The organism is Leptolyngbya sp. ST-U4 (genome assembly GCF_039962215.1).
Lineage (GTDB): Bacteria > Cyanobacteriota > Cyanobacteriia > Elainellales > Elainellaceae > Leptolyngbya_A.
On sequence record NZ_JAMPKZ010000015.1, the window covers coordinates 52,194 to 76,002 of the forward strand.

General features: G+C 49.8%; 6 protein-coding genes. All 6 read left to right on the forward strand.

What is annotated here, in order from left to right; translation table 11 throughout:
• The first annotated feature begins 24 nt into the window (after nucleotides 1–24).
• The 6 genes from NDA02_RS19360 (at nucleotide 25) to NDA02_RS19385 (ending at nucleotide 23,808) form a co-directional block, all read left to right on the forward strand.
• The gene (locus NDA02_RS19360; RefSeq protein ID WP_190791624.1) at nucleotides 25–660 is read left to right on the forward strand and encodes an urea amidolyase associated protein UAAP2; all 636 of its coding nucleotides are present in this window, start codon (nucleotides 25–27) and stop codon (nucleotides 658–660) included.
• 7 nt (nucleotides 661–667) lie between these two features.
• Nucleotides 668–4,342 (forward strand): urea carboxylase, encoded by a 3,675-nt coding sequence (gene uca, locus NDA02_RS19365; RefSeq protein WP_348255659.1) that lies wholly within the window; start codon nucleotides 668–670, stop codon nucleotides 4,340–4,342.
• Nucleotides 4,343–4,772: 430 nt separating this feature from the next.
• A complete protein-coding gene (locus NDA02_RS19370; protein ID WP_190790276.1) occupies nucleotides 4,773–9,824 on the forward strand; it encodes a PAS domain-containing protein in 5,052 nt (1,683 codons plus the stop codon).
• 138 nt (nucleotides 9,825–9,962) lie between these two features.
• Nucleotides 9,963–14,894 (forward strand): PAS domain S-box protein, encoded by a 4,932-nt coding sequence (locus tag NDA02_RS19375; protein ID WP_348255660.1) that lies wholly within the window; start codon nucleotides 9,963–9,965, stop codon nucleotides 14,892–14,894.
• Nucleotides 14,895–14,936: 42 nt separating this feature from the next.
• A complete protein-coding gene (locus tag NDA02_RS19380) occupies nucleotides 14,937–20,981 on the forward strand; it encodes an AAA family ATPase (RefSeq protein ID WP_348255662.1) in 6,045 nt (2,014 codons plus the stop codon).
• A gap of 34 nt (nucleotides 20,982–21,015) precedes the next feature.
• Entirely contained in the window at nucleotides 21,016–23,808 is a 2,793-nt protein-coding gene (locus tag NDA02_RS19385) for an ATP-binding protein (protein ID WP_190791230.1), read from the forward strand.
• Nucleotide 23,809 lies beyond the last annotated feature (1 nt).

A 23,809-nucleotide genomic window follows, 5' to 3' on the forward strand; every position in this document is an offset into this window, starting at 1 on the left:
GGATTAATTGAAAGGGATAAAACCATGACGACAACATCAACCCAGCTCGATCCCAAAACTGCAATTTACGACGAAGTGGTTCCTGCCCGGCATCCCTGGTCGCGGGTGCTCAAGCAGGGACAGATCATGCGAATCGAAGATCTGGGCGGCAATCAGGCAGTTGATTTCCTGGTTTACAGTGCTGATGATCCGTCTGAGCGTTACAGTGCCCAGGATACAACCGTGGCTCAGGGCAATCTTTATCTGACGACGGGCAGCAAACTGATTTCAAATGATGGTCGAGTGCTGATGACCATTCTGAATGACACCTGCGGACGACATGACACCTCAGGCGGAGCCTGTAGCTGCGAAAGCAATTCGGTGCGGTTTGGACTGGACAAACGCTATCAGCACGCCTGCGTCGAAAATTTCCTGACTGCGCTCGCACCTTACGGTTTAGGCAAGCGGGATATGGTGAGCAACATCAACTTTTTTATGAACGTCCCGGTTTCTGAGGACGGTACACTCGAAATTGTGGACGGCATTTCTGCCCCTGGCAGCATTGTTGACCTGCGAGCAGAGATGAATACGCTGGTTGCGATTTCAAACTGTCCCCAGATCAATAATCCCTGTAATGCGTACAATCCCACGCCGATTCGGATCATTATCTGGGAAGGGTAGAAAACCAATGTTCACCAAAGTTCTCATTGCCAATCGCGGCGAAATTGCCTGCCGGATTATTCGGACACTCGATCGCCTCGGTATTGCATCCGTGGCAGTGTATTCAGACGCAGATGCTCATGCTCAGCATGTCATGATGGCAACCAAAGCTGTGTGGATTGGTGCATCCCCAGCGGCAGAAAGCTATCTCCGGTTCGATCGAATTCTGGAAGCAGCACAGCAAACCGGAGCGCAGGCAATTCATCCGGGCTATGGCTTTTTGAGTGAGAACATTGAATTTGCTGCCGCCTGTGAAGCCGCAGGCATCGCGTTTATCGGTCCTACCCCTGAGCAAATTCGTGCCTTTGGATTAAAGCATCGGGCACGTGAACTGGCAGAGCAGCATCGAGTGCCGCTTGTGCCTGGAACTGGGCTACTCGAAGATGGGGAGATCGCAAGAAAAGAAGCGGAGGCGATCGGCTATCCGGTGATGCTGAAAAGCACGGCAGGCGGCGGCGGCATTGGTATGCAGGTTTGCTTCTCTGAAACAGAGTTAATTGATGCGTTTAAAAAAGTAGACCGTCTGAGTCAAGCAAATTTTAAGCAAAAAGGAATCTTTTTAGAGAAATATATTCAAACGGCAAGACACATCGAAGTTCAAATTTTTGGAGACGGTTGCGGTAATGTGATTGCGCTGGGAGAGCGTGACTGTTCGACACAGCGACGCAACCAGAAAGTGATTGAAGAAACCCCTGCTCCTGGAATTAGCGATGCGCTGAGGCAGCAGCTTTCTGACTGTGCGGTGCGACTGGGACAGGCAGTCAATTACCGATCGGCGGGCACAGTTGAATTTGTGTTGGACGTCGACCAGCAGCAGTTCTACTTCCTGGAAGTAAACACTCGCCTCCAGGTCGAACATGGCGTGACGGAGATGGTCAGTGGGATTGATCTCGTCGAGTGGATGGTGCTGCTGGCGGCAGGTGATACTGCTTTTCTGCACGATCGTCCGCAGTTTCAGGGACACTCGATCCAGGTGCGAATCTATGCCGAGGATGCCCACAAAAACTTTCAGCCGAGCGCAGGCTTATTGAGTGTCGTTCGTTTTCCAGACCGGGTTCGCTGCGATGCCTGGATTGAAACCGGAACAGAAGTGACGCCCTTTTACGACCCGCTGCTGGCAAAGGTGATCGTACAGGGCAAAACGCGAGAAGAGGCGATCGCTCAACTGCAAACCGCCCTTCAGGCATCAGAGATTGCAGGCATCGAAACTAATCTGGCCTATTTGCGGCAGGTGATTGCCAGCCCTCAATTCGTCAATGGATTGGTCAGCACACGATACCTGAATCAGTTTCAATACCAGCCGCGCACGATCGATGTTCTCAATCCTGGAACCTACACCACCATTCAGGATTATCCTGGGCGCACGGGCTACTGGGATATCGGCGTGCCGCCCTCAGGCCCAATGGATCATCTGGCGTTTCGTCTGGCAAACCGAATTTTGGGCAATCCGGAATCCGCAGCAGGGCTGGAATGCACCGTCATGGGTCCCACGCTGCACTTTAACTGCGATACGGTCATTTGTCTCACTGGAGCGGCGATGAAAGCCACGCTCAACGGTCAGCCCGTGCCCTACTGGGCTGCAGTTCCTGTTACCGCAGGCAGCACGCTCAAACTAAGAGCGATCGAGGGAGCAGGCTACCGCACTTATGTTACCGTCCAGCACGGATTTGACGTGCCCGAATATCTGGGCAGCCGATCGACCTTCACCCTGGGACAATTTGGCGGACATAGCGGACGCACCCTGCGAACTGGAGATGTCTTGAGGCTCGAAACGGGCAGCGCATCCGCATCATCTGGCACAGTTCCTGACCCTCTAGCTCCTGCCCCCCTACCAACCGAGCTGATTCCGTCCTACACCCACGAATGGAAAATCGGCGTACTCTATGGACCTCACGGTGCCCCTGACTTCTTTACCGAAGCGGATATCGAGATGCTGTTCTCCACGCGCTGGCTCATTCACCACAACTCCGCCCGCACTGGAATCCGGCTAATCGGACCCAAACCCCGCTGGGCAAGAACCGACGGTGGCGAAGCCGGGCTTCATCCCTCCAATATCCATGACAATGCCTACGCGATCGGCACGATCGATTTCACCGGCGATATGCCCATTATCCTGGCACACGATGGCCCCAGCTTAGGCGGCTTTGTCTGCCCTGCCACGATCGTCCAGTCCGAACTCTGGAAAATCGGACAGCTCAAACCCGGCGACACCGTGCAGTTCTACTGCCTCACTGCCCAAGAAGCCCTGGAGCGGGAACGATCGCAGGATCACCAGATCGAAACGCTCCGCAGTCAGGCAGCGCAGGAATCGTCTCCCTCTCCATCCCCTCCTTTCCTGATCTCTTCCACCCACTCACCGATCCTCCACCACCTCCCCCTCTCCTCCACTCAAATCGCAGTGACCTATCGGCAGTCCGGCGACAAAAACCTGCTGATTGAATACGGTCCCTTAGTCCTCGATTTAAACTTACGGTTTCGGGTTCATGCCCTGATGGACTGGCTAAAGGCAAATCATTTTCCGGGCATTATCGATCTCACCCCCGGAATTCGATCGCTTCAGGTTCACTACGATAGCCGTGTGCTGCCCGTTCAGGAGCTTATTGAAAGATTAATTGCCGCAGAGTCTGAGTTGCCTGACATTGATGCGATGCAGGTGCCTACTCGGATTGTGCATCTGCCTTTGTCCTGGAACGACGAATCGACGCAGCTTGCAATTCAGAAATATATGCAGTCGGTGCGACCCGATGCGCCCTGGTGTCCCAGCAATATTGAGTTTATTCGCCGCATCAATGGCTTAGACAGCACTGAGCAGGTGCGGGATATTGTGTTTAACGCGAGCTATCTGGTGTTGGGCTTGGGCGATGTCTATCTCGGCGCACCCGTTGCCACTCCCCTGGATCCGCGCCATCGGCTCGTGACGACAAAATACAACCCTGCCCGCACCTGGACACCCGAAAACGCAGTGGGCATTGGCGGAGCCTATCTTTGTATCTATGGCATGGAAGGTCCGGGGGGCTATCAGTTTGTGGGGCGTACCGTTCCCGTATGGAATCGCTACCGAAGCACCCAGGATTTTACCCAGCCCTGGCTGCTGCGCTTTTTTGATCAAATTCGCTTCTTTCCCGTTTCACCAGAAGAATTGCTAAGTTATCGGGAAGACGTGATTCAGGGCAAAGTCAAGCTTGACATCCAGGAAGAAACCTTTAGTTTGCAGCAGTATCAGAACTTTCTGGGGGCGAACGCAGAAGACATTGCTGCCTTTCGAGCCAAACAGCAGGCTGCTTTTGCGGCTGAACGCGATCGCTGGGCTGCGGCAGGAGAATTTACCCAGCAAGAAATTTTGGAGGCGGCTCAGCCCGAAACCGAAACGTCTGAAACCCTGCTTCCCGATGATGTAGAAGCGGTGGTGAGTCATATTTCTGCTAACGTCTGGCAAGTTCTGGTACAGCCTGGCGATCGGGTTGCTGAAGGCGATCGTCTCGTAATTCTCGAAGCGATGAAAATGGAAATTGCTGTGGATGCAGAGTGTACTGGGACAATTACCAAGGTATTTTGTCGATCGGGGCAAACCGTAACCGCAGGGCAATTGCTACTCGCGATTCAGCCTGTGAACCAAGGGGAAGGAAATCAGTACTCTCGATAAGGGCAGCAAGATCATTTGTCCAGTGGGTTGCAAAAACCTGGAAGAGGGATACCGAAAACGGCTAGAAACGGATCTCCCTGACCCACAACGGGGTTGGGTCGTTTGTTAACAGCCCAATCGCTCCGCAAAGTGCCGACCAAATCTTGTTTCCTGAATGTAGCGTTCCCCCGCCCGAATAGAGCAGAAATAGACGTTCAAGGGTGAATCAGTAAAGGGTGAGGTAGCCAAGGGTGAGTCAGTAACCTTTCTCGCCTACCTTACCATTAACCCAATTCTTGCGACACAATTGACTTCTGTCATCAAGCATTATTTGCTACAAAGCCTTATGCATGGTTGCGGATATAGGTCTTCCGTCTTGAGATGGATTGATTGCGTATCTTTGACAGGATTTAATTGATGAAAGCCATATGGGCATACGGGCAGTACCTCAATGAAGCGCGATAAAACTGGCAAGTTCACTCAGGCTTGGCGGGGAGAATCCAAACAAGCAGTCAAGTTATCTTTAACGAACACTGCCTGGCAGTTGCTTGAGCAACAGTCAAAAGAGATGGGCGTTTCTCGCTCTGAGCTGGTTGAGCGGTATGCCCGGCACTCTCAGTGCCACTGCTGTGCTGGAAATACAATTACTTCTAACCATGGAAAGGCAAGCTGTCTCTCCGAATCTGTGACAGTGCCGGATACTCAATTTCCAGAAGCACTGCTGGCAAAACAAATCGCTGCATTACAACAGCACAATAAACAGTTGCAGGACCAGGTTGCTGAGCTTCAGCAAAGGATTGAAGCGTTGCGATCGCAGGAACAAACGGACGAACGGCAATGGCTAGAAGCAGTGCTCAATCTGCTGCCGACTCCTTTGATTCTGGTTGACCCAGAGCAACAGCGGGTGATCTTCTCCAATCAAGCCGCCAACGCGATCGCAGGAATCAATATTGCTAAGGATATTGGGGCAACTTATATTGGGGCAACCTACAACAGAGATTATTACTGTACGGACTCAGCAGGACAAATCATTCCGTCGGAGCAGGTTCCGGCAGTACGAGCGACACGGGGAGAGAAAATTGCCGGGGCTGAAATTAATTGGCATACTCCGGCTGGCATTTTCCCGCTACTTGTTGACGCGGCGGTATTGCCCGCCCTGTACGATCGTCCACCCATTAGCGTTGTCGTCTTTCAAGACATTCACGAACGAAAGCAAATCGAGGAACAACTCAAAGAAAGCCAACGCTTCATTCAGCAAGTTGCAGATGCAACCCCCGGAATTCTCTACATTTATGACCTGATTAAACAGCACAATGTCTATGTCAATCATCAGATTGGAGAAATTCTGGGATATCCTGCTGACGAAGTTCAGGCAATGGGCAGCTTGCTGTTTTCAGCGCTGATGCACCCAGACGATCTCGAAACGCTGCCAGCTCACCTAGAGCGATTCGATCGTGCCCAGGATGGCGAAGTCATTGAGTGGGAATACCGGATGCGCCACGCCAATGGTGAATGGCGATGGTTATGGAGCCGAGATCTGGTCTTCTCGCGAACGGAAGCAGGCACACCCCACCAGGTGATTGGCATTTCCCACGATATTACTGACCGCAAGCAGGCTGAATTAAGTTTGCGAATTACAGAAGAACGCCTATCTCTGGTATTACAGGCAACCAATGACGCGATTTACGATCGCAATCTCAAAACAGATTCGGTTTGGTGGAACCAGGCATACGATCAACTGGTGGGTAAGCGACCTCTGGAATGCAATTCTTCCCGGTGGTGGATTGAGCACCTTCACCCAGACGATCGGGATCGGGTGACGATAAGCTTTGAAGCAGCTTTAACAAGAGGCGATGAACGCTGGAGAGATGAATACCGCTATCAGCGAGCAGATGGACAGTATGCAAACGTTATCGATCGCGCCTATATTTTGCGGAATGCAGACGGAACACCAGAGCGATACCTGGGAGCAATTTCAGATGTCACTCATATCAAACAGGTTGAAGAGGATCTGAAACAAACGGAGGAGCGACTTCAGCTTGCTCTTTCCTCGGCTCGAATCGTGGCTTGGGATGTGGATTTGAAGACAAATCAGGTCATTTGCTCTCCCAATGCGCTGAACGTTTGGGGAATTCAAGCTGGAACCGCAGAAGATTTTTTCTCTAGCATTCATTCTGAAGATCGGGAACGGATCATTCAAGGCTTGGAGCGGGCAAAAGCTGGGAAGGAACAGCACTGCCAGGAATACCGCATTATTCGTCCTGACCAGACAATCAGTTGGCTTAACAGCCAGGGGCGAGTTTATTTTGACCAGCAGGGGCAGGCAACCCGATTCGTTGGAGTTTCGGTTGATATTAGCGATCGTAAACAAGCCGAAGAGGCAGCGGCTCGATCGGCAGATCGCACGGCTCGCCTACAAAACATTACTGCCGCCCTTTCCGAAGCCCTGACTTCCAGTGATGTCGCAACGGTAATTGTTGAGCAAGCCTTAGCTGCGCTGGGAGCCTGTCGCGGCTTAGTGATGCTGCTAAGCACCAATGGAGAAGAGCTAGAACTGCTTGGTTCAATCGGACATCCTCCCAATGCTTTGTCGATGTGGCAGCGGTTTCCGATAACGTCTGCTGTGCCGCTTGCTCATGTAGTGCAAACTCAAACTCCCGTTTTCCTGCAATCTTTAGATGAGGCGATCGCCGCCTATCCTCAACTGGCTTCTTTGCAAAACAGTATTTCCTCAGGTGCGATCGCCGCCATTCCGCTCATTGCTGAAAATAAAGTTTTGGGTTCGCTAGGCATTGGATTTACAGAAGCCCACTCTATCCACGAAGCAGATCGGGCATTTATCCTTGCCCTAGCACATCATTGTGCTCAAGCGATTCGTCGGGCACAGCTTTATCAGGCAGAGCAAGAGGCACGGGCATTTGCAGAAGCCAGTGAGCAACGCTTCCGGTGTCTGGCAGAATCGATTCCGCAGATCGTTTGGGTGGCTCAAGCGAATGGATTTACCGAATACTACAACCAGCGGTGGTTCCAGTACACAGGCTTAACTCTGGAAGAAAGCCAGAATGCAAACGGCAGCTTCCGCCATCCGGGTGATCACGATCGCTTCATTAACGCCTGGATCAAAGCCGTCACAGATAAAGATACGCTACAAGCCGAACAACGTCTGAGACGAGCCGATGGGGTCTACCGATGGCATTTAACGCGAGCTTACCCTTTGCTGGACGAGAACGGCGAGATCACGAAATGGTTTGGCAGCTGCACCGATATTGACGATTGGAAGCGGATGGAGCAAACCCAGCGATTTTTGGCTCAGGCTTCCCAGACGTTTGCGGCAGCCAACCTGGACTTGCAAACCATTCTAGACACAGTGGCTCGGCTCGCCAGCGAATTAGCGGGGGATGTTTGTGTCCTCAATCTGATTGGAGACGATGAGCGATCGCTGAATTCTGTCTCGTGCTATCACGCCGACCCAGAAATTCGAGCCTTTCTGAAGGATTTGCTAGAGCAATATCCCCGTCGCATTGATGAAGGCATTGGGGGACGGGTGATGCAGAGCGGAGAACCCCTGCTGATGCCTGTCACTTCGCAGCAAGAGCTTAGTGCGGTCATTAAACCGGAATACCGCCTTTATCTAGAACGGTTTCAAGTTCGCAGTACCCTGCTCGTTCCATTGAAGGTGCAGGGAGAGCCGATCGGGGTATTAAGCCTCACCCGTCATGCGCCTGCCGATCCACACACGCAAGAGGATTTAAACCTGTTTCAGGATTTAGCAGACCGGGCAGCGATGGCGATCGCCAATGCCCGACTCTATCAGCAGGCAGAACAGGCACGCCAGCGAGCAGAACGAACTGCCGATCGCACCACCCGACTCCAGGCAGTAACGGCTGCCCTTTCCGAGTCATTAACTCCGGTTCAAGTTGCAGAAGTCATTGCCCACCAAACCATGGCGGTGGTGAATGCTGCCTCAGTTCTGGTCGCTTTGGTCACTCCACAAAAAGACGAACTGGAGATTATTCACCATCTCGGCGATGGAATTGCTATTGCTCCAGAATGGCGACGCTTCTCGCTCACCGTTGCTACCCCGTTAACGGATGCCGTTCGCACCGGACAACCCATGTGGGAAGAAACGCTGGAAGAACGCATTGCTCACTATCCGCACCTGGCAAAAAGCTACGTTCAAGCCAAGTACCCGATCTGGGTCTCTCTGCCCTTGATGATTGAGGGGCAGGCAGTTGGTGGAATATCCGTCACATTTGCCCAGCTCCCCCAGCTTGAGCCAGCCGATCGGGCGTTTATGCTCTCGCTCGCGCAGCAGTGTGCCCAGGCGATCGCGCGTGCCCAGCTCTATGAAGCCGAACAACGAGCCAGAGCGCAAGCCGAAGCTGCAAATCGAATGAAAGATGAGTTTCTGGCAGTGCTGTCCCATGAACTGCGAACGCCGATGAATCCGATTCTGGGATGGTCAAAATTATTGCAGCGAGGCAACCTGGATGCGAACAGAACCGCGATCGCCCTTGAAACGATCGAGCGCAATGCCAAATTACAAGTGCAGTTGATCGAAGATTTGCTGGACATTTCTCGCATCCTGCAAGGCAAGCTGATTTTAAATCGCTGTCCAATCAGTCCCGCCTCGATTATTAGCGCAGCGATTGACACCGTTCGCTTAAATGCCGAGGATAAGCACATTCAGATCCAAACCCAAATTGCCGCAGAGGTTAGTCCTGTTTTGGGAGATGCAGCGCGCCTGCAACAGGTGGTTTGGAATCTATTATCCAATGCGGTGAAGTTTACGCCTGAGCAGGGTCAAATCGAGATCCAGCTCGCTGCGATGGGTGGGCAAGCCCAGATTCAAGTCAAAGACACGGGAAAAGGCATCAGTGCAGAGTTCTTACCTTTTGTCTTTGATACTTTTCGTCAGGCAGATAGCAGTACAACTAGAACATTTGGAGGATTGGGGCTAGGACTGGCGATCGCCCAGCACATTGTTGAGCTGCATGGGGGTACAATCCATGCGGAGAGTGCCGGAGAAGGGCAAGGTGCAACATTCACAGTCAAACTCCCCCTCGTATCAACCTCAACCGTCCCAAACCAGGAGGCAGCCGTGGTTAATCACACCTTGTCGTTGCAGGGGATTAAAGTCCTTGCTGTGGATGACGAAATTGACAATCTAGAATTAGCGACCTTCATCCTGAAGGAAGCAGGGGCTTCTGTCGTTGCGGTTTCCTCTGCCCCAGAAGCCTTGCAAGTGCTGGCTCAAGCGAAACCTGATATTCTCCTTCTCGACATTGGAATGCCGCAGATGGATGGCTACACCTTGCTGCGACAGGTCCGAACATTGGAGGCTGAACAGGGCGATCGTCCAATTCCAGCGATTGCCCTCACTGCCTACGCCGGAGAAGTCGATCAGCAGCAAGCCCTAGCAGCCGGATTTCAACAGCATATTCCTAAACCCGTTGAGCCAGAGGTGCTCCTACAGGCAATCCTGGGCTTCATTGGCTCCTAGCAAAATCCTGAGCAACAACGGGTATCAGGATAGCGGCAGTACGTTATTCCCAAACCGAAGTCTCAGTTCCTTGCTTAATCCCAACGTGCATTAAAACCGCTGACTTCAATTAATTCCCTTTTTTATACGGCTACGTTCATGTTAGATGCGGAAAAGACAAAAGAACAATTGCTGGATGAATTAGCACAATTACGCCAACGCGTTCAGGAGTTGGAACAGCGTGAGGAACTGTGCAGGCAGCGAGAGCAGACAGCGCACCAAAAGTTAATCCAGGAGCAAGCAGAACGCCGGCGCGATATTCAGTATGCGATCGCCCAAATTTTGGCTGAAGCAACTACGGTGTCCGATGCCCTGCCAGCGATTCTACAAGCGATTTGTGAAACGTTGGGATGGCAATTAGGGATGTTTTGGAGTGTCAATCCCCAAACGAATTGCCTGCACTATAGCGATAACTGGCGATCGCCCACAACTTCTGCTCAGGCCCTGATTGAGTCCAAATTGCAAACAACCTTCGCTCCTGGTGTTGGGCTACCCGGTCGAGTTTGGCTCAATCGTCAGCCCATGTGGATTTCAGACCCCAAGGAAGACAGCAATTTTCCGAGGGCGGCAAAGGCAGCAGAGGCAGGCTTACGGGCTGTCTTTGGATTCCCCATTGTATTGAGCAATCAAGTCTTGGGTGTGATTGAGTGCTTTTGCGATCGTGTTCAAGAGCCAGATGCAGATTTACTGAATATGATGGCGGCGATCGGCAGCCAGATTGGTCAGTTTATGGAGCGGAAGCGCACAGAAGCAGCCCTCAAAGAAAGTCATGAGCTGTTCCAAAGCTTCATGAACCACAGTCCGATCGCGGCATTTATCAAAGATGAAGCGGGGCGATATGTCTATGCCAATTCGTGGGTTGAGCGAGCCTGTCAGCGATCGCAGGCAGATTTGATTGGCAAAACGGATTTTGAGCTGTTGCCACCTGCCATTGCAAAACAGCTTCGCGAGAATGACTTAGCTGTATTGACCAGTCGTCAGCCAATGCAAACGCTGGAAACCATTCACCACGAGGATGGCGAACACAGCTATATGGCTTTTAAGTTTCCTTTCTGGAATGCGAGTGGGCAGCAGCTTCTGGCGGGGGTGGCGATCGATGTGAGCAAACGGATTCAAGCCGAAGTTGCCTTACAGCAACGAGAAGCCGAACTGCGCCTGATTACCAATTCGCTCCCGGTTTTGATTTCGTTTATTGATACTGAGCAGCGTTATCGCTTCATCAATCAAACCTACGAACAGTGGTTTAGACGACGTGCCAGTGAAGTGTGTGGCAAATATATTTGGGAGGTGATGGGGGAAGTCGCCTATGAAAGCGTTCGTCCTTATGTCGAGCAGGTGTTAGCCGGACATGCGGTTAGCTTTGAGAACGAAATGCACTACAAAGATGTTGAGACAAAGATTATTAGTGCTACTTTTGTGCCTCGGTTTGATCCGCAGGGTAAGGTCGAAGGTTTTGTGGCATTGGTGAGCGATATCACCCAGCGCAAGCAAGCTGAAGAAACGCTGCAACAAAGTGAAGAACGTCTGAGAATTGCTCAACAGGCTGCGAATGCGGGTGTGTGGGACTGGGATATTACAACCAATCAGGTGACTTGGTCAGAAGAATATTACCGTCTTTATGGGCTAGATTCAGCCGTCACTCAACCTTCCTATAAAAATTGGCTCAATTCTATTGTTGACCAAGACCGCGATCGCGTTGATCGGGCAACCCGTCAAGCATTAGAGCATCAGATTGATACCAACGTTGAATTTCGTATCCTTCATCCAGCCCAAGGAGAACGGTGGCTAACCGCGATCGGACAAACATTTTATGATGAAAATCGACAGCCCATCCGCATGACCGGAATTGCGCTGGATATTACCAAGCGTAAGCAGGTAGAAACAGCACTGCAAGAAAGCGAAGCCCGGTTTCAGGTGATTGCCCGCAACGTACCGGGAATGATTTATCGCTATGCGCCCAAGGCTGATGGTTCTGAAGCTTTTACCTACGTCAGCTCTGGCTCGCGTGAACTGCTTGAATTAGAACCAATAAACGTTATCCAGGATGCAGACTGCTTTTGGAATCTGATTCACCCGGATGAACTGCCATCGTTACGAGAATCAGTGGCGATCGCCATCAACAATCGGCTGCCCTGGCAATGGGAAGGACGCTTGATTACCCCATCGGGGCGGCTCAAGTGGTTTCAGGGCAAATCTCGTCCAGAGCAAACTGAAGACGGCATGGTGTGGGATGGCTTGTTAATTGACATTACCGAGCGCAAACAGGCAGAACAAGCCCTGCGAGAAAGCGAAGAGTGGGCGCGGCTGGCAATTCAGGTGGGTCGGCTCGGCGGCTGGCGGCTGCACCTGAATACAAACCTGGTTGAAATGGACAAGCGAATGCGTGAAATATGGGGCGAGCCGGAAGATGCGGTGATGATTTCCCTGCCCAGCGTATTGGAGCGGATGCACCCAGACGATCGATCGCGCGTCGCTAATGCGGTGAGTGCAGCGATCGATCCACAATCAACTGGGAGCTACGAAATTGAGTACCGAATTATATGGAATGACGGCACTGAACGCTGGGTACTTGCGAAGGGGCAAGCCCAATTTGAAGGAGAGGGAGAATCTCGGCGAACGGTTGACTTCTTTGGCACATTGCTGGATATTACCCCTACAAAGCAGCGTGAAGCGGAACGCAAGCAAGCAGAAGCCGCCTTAGCCCAGAGCAATCAAACCCTACAGGCGATCATCCAAGCCTGCCCGCTGGCAATTATGGGCTTGCGCTCAGATGGCACGGTGCAAATTTGGAACCCTGCCGCCGCACGCATCTTTGGTTGGAGTCAACAGGAAGTTTTAGGAAAGTTTTTACCCGCAATCCCGGATGGTAAACGGAATGAGTTTTTAAACAACCTGGCAATCACCCTTCAGGGGCAAGGTTTAGCCGGAGTTGAGGCACAGCGTCAAAAGAAGGGCAATGTCCTGTTTGATGTAGAACTATGGGCTGCTCCAGTTGATGAAACCCAAGCCGGAATTAGCTGTGTATCGGTCGTTGCGGATATTACGGCTCGCAAACAAACCGAAGCGGCTTTGCGTCTCAGCGAAGAACGGTTACACAGCTTTGTGGCTGCTAACGTCATTGGAATTTTGTTCGGAGATTTAGAGGGCGGCATTCAGGAAGCCAATGACGAATTTCTCAGGATTGTGGGATACACCCGTGAAGATTTACAGGCAAGAAACCTGAGATGGAGTGATATTACTCCCCCTGAGTATCAGTCATTAGATGAGGAAGCAATTGCTGAGGCGCGGAGACGGGGAGCCTGTGCGCCCTACGAAAAAGAATATATTCGCAAAGACGGTCGCCGAGTTTCAGTTTTAATCGGTTTTAGTCTGGTTTATGCAGTGCGAGAAGAAGCAGTTGCCTTTGTTCTAGATTTGAGCGATCGCAAGCAGGCAGAGGAATCGTTACGTCAGAGCGAAGAACGACTGCGCCTGGCTTTATCAGTAGGTCAATCAGGAATTTGGGATTGGGATATCATCAACAATCACATTACCTGGTCAGAGCAAATTTATCAGTTTCATGGTTTAACCCCCGACACCTTTAGCGGCAAAGTAGAGGATTTTGCAGAGCTAATTCATCCTGAAGATCGTGCAAAAGTCTCGGCAGCCATTCAGCAGGCGCTAGAAAAGCGATCGAGCTATGAAATTGAATTCCGGGTTGTCCAACCTTCTGGGGCAATTCGTTGGCTCTCCACGACAGGAGGTGCTTTTTTCAATGCTCAGGGCGGCCCGGTGCGAATGCTGGGGGCAACAATCGACATTACAGAGCGCAAAGCGATCGAAGCAGAGCGAGAACAGCTCTTGAGACGAGAGCAATTTGCTCGTGAGCAGGCAGAAGCTGCTAACCGGGTGAAAGATGAGTTCCTTGCGGTGCTGTCCCATGAATTAAGAACCCCTTTAAATCCAATTTTGGGCTGGACGAGACTGCTCCGCACTCGCTCATTTGATGCGACAGCGACCGACCGCGCCCTCGACACGATCGAACGCAATGCAAAACTTCAGTCTCAGCTCATCGAAGATCTGCTAGATGTCTCTCGCATTCTTCAAGGAAAAGTAAGACTAGATGCTCGCCCCGTTGATCTGGTGACCACAATCGAAGCAGCCCTTGAAACAGTGCGACTGTCAGCGGAAGCAAAAGGCATTCAGATTCAGACTGCATTCAATCCTGGGGTTGCACAGACGAATGGCGATGCGAATCGTCTCCAGCAAATTGTATGGAATCTGCTCTCGAATGCAGTCAAATTTACTCGGTCAGGTGGTCGAGTGCAGGTTCGACTCGATCGCATAGGAACCAATGCTCAAATTCAGGTGAGCGACACAGGAGAGGGAATTAGCCCTGATTTCCTGCCTTATATTTTTGACTATTTTCGTCAAGCGGATAGCAGCACGACCCGTCAATTTGGTGGATTGGGGTTGGGATTGGCGATCGTCCGTCATCTGGTTGAACTGCACGGCGGTACAGTGAAAGCGGAAAGCCCGGGCCTTGGAATGGGCACCACTTTTACGGTTCAACTCCCCCTGATAGTATCGACGCTAACACCTCATTTAGAGTCACCCTTACCCACTCAAAAAACGCATCATTTGAATGATATTTGTGTTCTGATTGTGGATGATGAAGCGGATATGCGGGAGCTAATTCGTTTCATCCTGGAAGAACAGGGGGCAACGGTTAGGGTAGCGGCATCCGCAGCCGAAGCCTTGCAGCAAATTTCTGAGTCATTGCCAGATATTGTAATTAGCGACATCGGAATGCCGAAAATGGATGGTTACGCCTTAATGAGACAAGTTCGCCCGAGCTTATCCAAGCAGGGAAAAATGATTCCGGCCATTGCTTTGACTGCCTACGCCGGGGATGTCAACGAGCAACAAGCCCTATCTGCTGGATTTCAACGCCATCTTGCCAAACCAGTCGAACCAGAACAGCTCTTGAAAACGATCGCGCAGGTAATGGCAGAATCATTCCAGCCTCCTAGTCTTTTGAAAAATAATTAGGGTTTTATCATTCACAATGGGAACGGCAGAGGAGCAGCTAGAGTGACATTCACATTATCTGGATTGACGATTACCGATTTAATTCAAGAAGGAACAAAATCGCTCATTTACCGGGGTGTGAGAGAAGACGGTTGTCCCGTGGTCATTAAAAGCTTGCGTCCAGAGCAGTACAGTGCTCGCAATATTGAGCAACTCAAGCATGAATACGCGATCGGACAGCAGCTCAACTTGCCAGGAACGGTGCGGGCATTAGCTTTAGAATTCAATCGAGGAGTTCCCTATCTTATTCTGGAAGACTTTGGGGGACAACCGCTCGATCAACTTTTGAGCCAGTTTCAAGAACCTGCTGCCTTTCTCAACATGGCATTACAAATTGTAGCTGCCCTGGCACAAATTCATCAGCGACACATCGTTCACAAAGATATTAAACCCCAAAATATCATTGTCAATTTAGATCAAAATCAAGTCAAAATTGGCGATTTCGGATTAGCTGCATTCCTTCCTTATGAGAGTCAAATTGTTGGCGCTTCTAACCGGATTGAAGGCAGTTTGCCCTATTTGTCACCAGAGCAAACTGGACGCATGAATCGCGGCATTGATCAGCGCAGCGATCTGTACTCGTTAGGTGTGACTTTCTATGAAATGCTAACTGGGCAGTTGCCGTTTCAGGGAAATGATCCGCTGGAGTGGATTCACTGTCATATTGCTAAAACACCGATTGCTCCTATTGCTATCAATCCAGCCATTCCTCAGGTCATATCCGACATTGTTCTAAAGCTGTTGGCAAAGGTAGCAGAAGATCGCTATCAGAGCGCGCTCGGGTTGCAGGCGGATTTAGAGCGTTGCTTGCAGTTATGGGAAACGACAGGAGAAATTCTTCCATTTCCGATTGCCGAACAGGATATCTCCGATCGCCTCCAGATTCCCCAAAAGCTATACGGACGCGAGCCAGAAATTACTCAGCTACTGACCGTATTTAACCGAGTTATGGCAGAAGGAAAGCCGGAACTGATTTTAGTTTCTGGCTATTCTGGAATCGGGAAATCTTCTCTTGTCAATGAATTGCACAAGCCAATTGTGCAAACGCGAGGCATCTTTATTTCGGGTAAGTTTGATCAATACAAACGCGACATTCCCTACACCACAATTGTTCAGGCATTTCAGGGATTAGTCCGTCAACTTCTGGCTGAGCCAAAAGAAAAGTTAGTGATTTGGCGCGATCGAATTCAATCTGCTGTCGGCAACAATGGCAGGTTGATTACCGATGTGATTCCAGAAGTCACACTGATTATTGGCGAACAGCCTTCCATTCCCGTACTGGGGTCAACCGAATCGCAGAACCGCTTCAATCTGGTCTTTCAAAATTTTATTAGCGCATTTGCCCAAGCTGACCATCCTCTGGCAATTTTTCTAGATGATATGCAATGGGCAGATAGCGCGACGCTGAGCCTGATTCAGACGGTTGCTACAGGTTCAAGTCTTCAGTTTCTCTGCTTCTTGCTTGCCTATCGAGATAACGAAGTCGATATTTCTCATCCATTTAACTTAATGGTAGAGAAACTGCACCAGCAGGGAATTCCATTGACAAAAATTGTATTGTCGCCGCTTGATCTTGGCTGTGTGAATCAGCTAATTGCAGAGACTCTTCAATGTTCACTTCAGCAATCAGAGCCCTTAGCAAAATTAGTATTGCACAAGACTGGTGGAAATCCTTTTTTTGTAAATGAGTTTCTCAAAACTTTGTGTCAGGAAAATCTATTACGCTTCAATTCATTTGAGAAAACTTGGCAGTGGGACATTGACCAGATTGAAACAAAGGGGTTTACCGACAATGTGGTAAATCTGATGATTGAGCGAGTGCAAAAGCTATCATCAGAGGCTCAACAGCTTCTTAAATTTGCTTCCTGTATTGGGAATCAATTTGATTTAGAGATTTTGGCGATCGTTGCTGAAAAACCTGCTGGTGTAATTGCAGAAGCACTTTGGGAAGCAGTGCTGCGAGGCTTGATTACTATCGGAGAACAAATTGAATCTGCTGAAAAGCATTACTCTTTTGTTCACGATCGCATTCAGCAAGCGGCTTACGTGCTAATTCCTGATGCCCAGAAGCAACTGGTTCACCTCCAGATTGGGCGATTGTTGCTCAAAAACCTGAATGCCGAACAGTTAGAAGAGCGATTATTTGAGGTCGTGAATCATCTCAATCTCAGTCATGACCATATCTCTGACCCAGAAGAAATTAATCACCTTGTGCAATTAAATATTGCAGCAGGCAAGCGGGCAAAAGCTTCAACTGCCTACATTCCAGCGTTAAGATTTTTTGATACAGCAAGTCATCAACTCTCGCCCGATGCTTGGAATACTGACGGTCCTAAGGTCTTCAATCTCTTCACCGAATTGGCAGAGTGTGAGTATTTAACAGGAAATTTAGATCGGGCAGAGGCTTTGTTTCAATTACTCCTAAGCAAAGCTCAAACTAATTTAGATCGGGCAACGATCTATATGCTTCAAATCAGGCTTTATCAAGTTGCAGGGAAATTCGACGAGGCATTTAGAGTTGGATTAACAGCGCTTAGGCTATTTGAAGTTACGTTTCCCGAAACAGATGAACAGGTACAGAAGGCAATTGATTTAGAGAAGCAACAGGCAACCGTAAATCTGGGCGATCGTCAAATTGCTGACTTAATTGATGCTCCAGTCATTCAAGACCCAACTCTAAGAACCATTATTAGTCTCCTCACCTCGATGGGACCCCCTGCCTATCTTAGTAAGCCTAACTTATTTCCCCTGGTTGTACTCAAAGCTCTCAACTACTCGTTGAAATTTGGTAATACCGAAGAATCCTGTTTTGCCTACAGTATGTATTCCATGCTGCTGGTCTCGATGTTTCGAGATATTCCTGCAGGTTATGCTTTCTCAGAAATGACGATTCGATTAAATCAGAAACTAAATGACCCCAAATACAAGGGCACAGTTCTCCACATTCACGGGAGCCATATCAACGTCTGGAGACATCATATGGCAACAGATTTGCCGTTTCTAGAACAGGGATTCCTGGGTTGTGTGGAAGCGGGCGACATCACAATGGCAAATTACAATGGCTTCCAGGGTTCCTGGCAAATGATTGAAGCCATTACTCCACTAATGGATGCCGATCGCGCCATTCAAAAATATCTTGCGTTTGCCCACCAGTCGAAGCACGAAGCAGCCTACCAGACGATTCGCTTGCAGCAGCAATTGATTCTCAATTTACAGGGACAAACGCCTCACTCCCATACGCTAAATGGCGATGGATTTGATGAGGGGCAGGCTCTGGCAATCTTGAAACGAACAGAATTTGCTAGCGGCATTGTTTTTTACTACATCATCAAGCTGATTGTCTTTTTCACCTATGAGCAATATCAAGAGGCACTTCAGTCTGCTCAGGAAGCATTCAAAGTTCTAGGTGCAGTGCGATCGCTGCCGATCGAAGCCAATTACTTATTGCATCACTCTCTCGTCCTAACAGCACTTTATTCAAGCCAATCCAGCGAGGTTCAGACTGAATATCTAACAACATTACAGCAACAGCAACAGCAGCTCCAATATTGGGCAGATTATTGTCCTGCTAACTTCTTACATAAAGCATTGTTAGTTGCGGCTGAAGTTGCTCGAATTGAAGGACGTGATTTGGAAGCAATGCGTTTGTACGAGCAATCTATCAAATCTGCTCAGGAGCATGAGTTTGTGCAGTATGAGGCATTAGCGTATGAATTGGCGGCAAAGTTCTACCTGAATCGAGAATTTGAACCGATCGCCAAAACTTATTTTCAAGAAGCGAGAAATGCCTACTTGCGCTGGGGAGCAGTGGGCAAAGTGAAATATCTTGAAGACCGCTATCCAGCTCTGCTGCCTCGGCTCAAACCAGCTTTTCCTAAAGATCCTGTAACTTCCTCTAGCACAACGTTTGTCAGCAGTGGAGCACAGCTTGATATTTTGTCGGTGATTAAAGCATCACAAACCATTTCCAGTGAGATCGTTCTATCCGAACTGCTAAAAACGCTAATGCAGATTGTGATCGAGCAGGCGGGAGCCGAAGTGGGCTATGTGCTGCAATTTCGTCGCAATCGGCTAGTGATTGAAGTCGAAGCTAGAGCAAATCGCGCGAACGAGCAACTGAGTATTCAACACTTTATGGCAAATGCTGAAACTTCATCGCTTGTTCCTCAATCGATTCTCAACTATGTGCAGCGAACCCAAGAAACAGTCATTTTAGAAGATGCTGCAACATCTACTCTTTTTTCAGAAGATCAGTATGTTATTCGTAATCAGCCCAAATCTGTCCTGTGTCTACCGATCGCTCGCCAATCTAAACTCATTGCTATTCTGTATTTAGAAAATAATTTAGCAACCAAAGCGTTCACGCAAACCCAGCTTTCTGCATTGGAGATCTTATCAGCTCAAATCGCGATTTCATTGGAAAACGCTCAACTATATCAGGAATTAGCCGAAAGCCGAGAACAGCTCAATCTGGCTTTGCAGTCTGGGCAAATCGGCGTTTGGAGTTGGGACGTGATGAACGACCGGATCGAATGGGACGACCAGATGTATCAAGCATTCGGCGTGAGCCGTGAAACGTTTAGCTGTACGTTAGAGGCTGTTCTGGGCTGTATTCACCCCGACGATCGCGACTATTTCACCCAAACGCTCAGCCAAACTTTGGCAGATCGAGTAGAACATAAGCTGGAATATCGAGTTGTTTTTCCTGATAGCACGATTCACTATATTGCAGCAAGAGGTCGTCCCTTTTTTGACGAAATGGGACAGCCGATTCGGATGACAGGAATTGTACTGGATATCACCGAACGTAAATTAGCAGAAGAACGACAGTTACAGCTTGTCCAGGAGCAAACTGCCCGTGCTGAAGCAGAATCTGCGAACCGGATGAAAGATGAGTTTTTGGCAGTGCTATCCCATGAGCTGCGATCGCCCCTTAATCCCATTCTAGGCTGGTCACGGCTACTGCGTACCCAAAATTTGCCTGATGCAAAAAGAGTACAGGCATTGGAGACGATCGAGCGTAATGCCAAACTACAATCTGAACTGATCGAAGACCTGTTAGATGTATCGCGAATTCTGCAAGGGAAACTGAGTCTCAATACTGCTCCAGTGAATTTAGTGCCAACGATACAAGCAGCCGTTGAAACAGTGCGCTTAGCAGCAGAAGCAAAATCAATTGAGATTAAGATGAGTCTTGCTCTTCATGCTGGACTAGTGCTGGGAGATTCAAATCGCTTACAGCAGGTTGTCTGGAATCTCCTTTCCAATGCGGTGAAGTTTACGCCAGCCAGAGGACGGGTAGAGGTTAAGCTAGAGCAAGTCGAAATTGAGCATAACGAATTGGAGATTCAAAATGGAGCGAACTCTCAGCTTGCTTACGCTCAAATTACTGTGACTGATACAGGTAAAGGCATTCACCCATCGTTCCTACCCCATGTTTTTGAATATTTCCGTCAAGCTGATAGTACGACAACTCGTAAGCATGGAGGCTTAGGGTTGGGGTTAGCGATCGTGCGTCATTTGGTCGAACTACACGGGGGCACGGTTCAAGCCGAAAGTGAGGGAGAAGAGTTGGGAGCTACCTTTACGGTCAGACTCCCATTGATGCCTACTCAATCAACAGTGGATGTAGATATTGAACCCCTAGCACCCGCATTTATCCTAAGTGGGCTTCAAATTCTTGTGGTTGACGACGATACCGACACTCGCGAGTTTGTTGCCTTTATATTAGAACAAGCAGGAGCTAACGTTTTAACAGCCGCTTCAGCCGCCGAAGCATTGGCAACACTATCGCAGTCCCTGCCAAATCTCCTGCTCAGTGACATTGGAATGCCAGGAATGGATGGCTATATGCTGATTCGTCAACTCAGAAACCTACCTCCAGAACAGGGCGGAACCATTCTGGCGATCGCCCTCACTGCCTTTGCTGGAGAAATGAATCAACAACAAGCTCTGGCTGCTGGGTTTCAGATGCACATTTCAAAGCCTATTGAGCCTGAATATCTTATCTCTAAGATTGCTAGTCTGGTCGTTCGTTCAATGAGCTGATATTTGTCCTGAATTCTCTGAAAGTGATGCGTGTATGGAACTGAACCCGATGAATGCAAACAGCGATCGCCTGTCGTCAGAACCATTGGCGCAGTTTCCTTTTCAGGCTCAAACGGCTAGGGAACCATTTGCCGCTGTGGTGGAAAACATGGCGGAGGCATTTTTTGCGCTGGACTTAACCGGACGTTGTACCTTTCTCAATGCCAGGGCAGAACGACTGTTTGGTGTCGATCGTACCAATCTGCTCGGCAAAACCCTGTGGGATGTTTTCCGGGTTGACCCCTCATCTCAGCTCTATCAGCAGAGCCAGCAAGCGATTACCAGGCAACTGCTATCTGTAGAATTTGAGCCCGTGGAATTTGAAGAATTCTACTCGTCCTTGAATCGATGGTTCATAGTGCGGCTATTGCCAATCCCAGAAGGTTTAGCTGCCTATTTTCTGAACACTACCGAGCGCAAGGCAATAAAATCCGCTTTGCAAAAGCAGCAGGAGTTGCTGAGAACGCGGTTAGACAACGTTCAAGCAGGAATGAATGCTTCTGACATCAAGGAACAACCGAAGCTGCTTAATTCGGTAGCACAGTTGTCTCTCAATGAGCCAGAACAAACCCAAAGTCGCTCAGCATTTCTGGCGGAAGTGAGTGAAGTGCTTGCTTCCTCGCTGGACTACGAACAAACACTGCAAAGCGTTGCACAGTTAGCGGTACCTTATTTTGCTGACTGGTGTGCTGTTGATTTCTTAAATGACGACGGTAGCATTAACCGGGTTGCCGTTGCTCATTCTGACTCGGAAAAAATTCAGTTGGGCTGGGAGGTGGCTCATCGCTTTCCCAGACATTTGGATGACGGGTATGGCATCTCTAAAGTGATGAAAACTGGACAGAGCGAAATTGCGATCGCCATTACTGATGAGCAGCTCGCGGCGGCTGTCACAAACCTTGAATATCTGGAAATTTTACGCGGATTAGGCTTGAAGTCTGCTATCACTGCTCCCCTTCAGGCCCGTGGACGAGTGCTGGGCACCATTTCCTTTGTATTTGCCGAATCTAATCGCCACTATAGTTTGAAAGATCTGGAGCTTGCTGAGGATCTGGCACGTCGCGCGGCGATCGCGATTGATAATGCCTACCTCTACTACAGCGCCCAACAGGCAAAGCACGCTGCCGAAACCGCCGCCGATCGCACTGCCCGCCTCCAAACCGTGACCGCTGCGCTCTCAGAATCTCTCACGCCTGAGCAGGTTGCAGAGGTCATTGTGGAACAGAGCATGGCAACTTTAGAAGCGACGGCTGCCCTGGTGGTTTTAGTTAGCAAAGACCGGACGGAACTTGAAATTGTTAAATCGGTTGGATATGCAGAAGACCTGGTGAAGAGTTGGGGCAGATTTTCAATCAATCTGGATGTCCCTTTAGCGGAGGCGGTCAGAACCGGAGAGCCAGCCTGGGTCGAAAGTTTCCTCGATCGGATTGCCCGCTATCCGCACTTGGCTTCGATCTACAAACGCTATGATTTTGAATCCTGGATGGCGCTTCCCCTGGTGGTTGAAGGGAGATCAGTAGGTGGGCTACTGCTGAGCTTCATGAAGTTCAGAAATCCAAGCCAGGACGATCGCGACTTTGTTATTGCCCTCAGCCGTCAATGCGCTCAGGCAATTTTCCGTGCCCAGTTGTATGAGGCAGAACGTAATGCTAGAGCTGAGGCGGAACAGGCAAACCAGGTAAAGGATGAATTTTTGGCGGTGCTGTCCCACGAACTGCGATCGCCCCTGAACCCGATTTTAGGTTGGACAAAACTCCTGCGAACTCAGCAGTTGTCGCCTGAAAAAGTCGATCAGGCTTTGGCAACCGTTGAACGAAACGCCAAACTCCAGGCACAGCTTATTGAAGACTTGCTGGATATCTCTCGAATGCTGCGGGGCAAACTAAGTCTCAATATTGCGCCCGTTGATTTAGCCGCCGTGATTCAAGGGGCGATTGAAACGGTACAGCTTGCCGCTTCTAGTAAGTCCATTCAGATTCAAACGCTTCTGCAACTGCCCAAGAAAACTTTGTTAGGAGATGCGAATCGGCTCCAGCAAGTCGTGTGGAATCTGCTCTCAAATGCCGTCAAATTTACACCCAATCAAGGACAAATTACGATTCGGCTGGAAGATTGGGATCGCCAGATTCAAATCCAGGTTAGCGATAACGGCAAAGGCATCAATCCTGATTTCCTTCCCCATATCTTTGAATACTTCCGGCAAGCCGACAGCAGCACAACTCGTCAGTTTGGCGGATTAGGATTGGGGCTTGCGATCGCTCGTCAAATTGTTGAACTGCATGGCGGAACGATTCAGGCAGAGAGCCCAGGGGAAGGATTAGGAGCAACCTTCACAGTTCGCTTACCCGTTGCCACGGTCACCTCCGAAAGCCCCACGGCTCCAGAACCGCTTGCTCAAACTGCAAATCTAGCAGGGCTGCATATTCTTGTGGTGGATGATGAACCCGATATGCGTAACCTGGCAGAATTCATTCTGTTACAGCAAGGTGCTCAAGTTACCGTTGCCAGTTCTGCAGCAGAAGCATTGTTAGCTGTGTCTCAGTTTGTTCCCCACGTTTTGCTGTGCGACATTGGGATGCCAGAAATGGATGGGTATGCCCTCATGCAGCAGATCCGAGCCCGATCGCCAGAAGCAGGGGGAAAGATACCAGCCATTGCCCTCACTGCTTACGCTGGAGAATACGATCGCCGTCAGGCACTCGCTGCTGGGTTTCAACGCCATATCTCTAAACCCGTAGAGCCAGATGAATTAGTAAAAGCGATCGTTCAAGTGGTTAATCAAAGTTGAC

What these genes read in the sequence shown, in the direction of transcription:
- NDA02_RS19360 (WP_190791624.1), top strand. Translation starts at nt 25, where the DNA reads ATGACGACAACATCAACCCAGCTCGATCCCAAAACTGCAATTTACGAC.
- uca (WP_348255659.1), top strand. Translation starts at nt 668, where the DNA reads ATGTTCACCAAAGTTCTCATTGCCAATCGCGGCGAAATTGCCTGCCGG.
- NDA02_RS19370 (WP_190790276.1), top strand. Translation starts at nt 4,773, where the DNA reads ATGAAGCGCGATAAAACTGGCAAGTTCACTCAGGCTTGGCGGGGAGAA.
- NDA02_RS19375 (WP_348255660.1), top strand. Translation starts at nt 9,963, where the DNA reads ATGTTAGATGCGGAAAAGACAAAAGAACAATTGCTGGATGAATTAGCA.
- NDA02_RS19385 (WP_190791230.1), top strand. Translation starts at nt 21,016, where the DNA reads ATGGAACTGAACCCGATGAATGCAAACAGCGATCGCCTGTCGTCAGAA.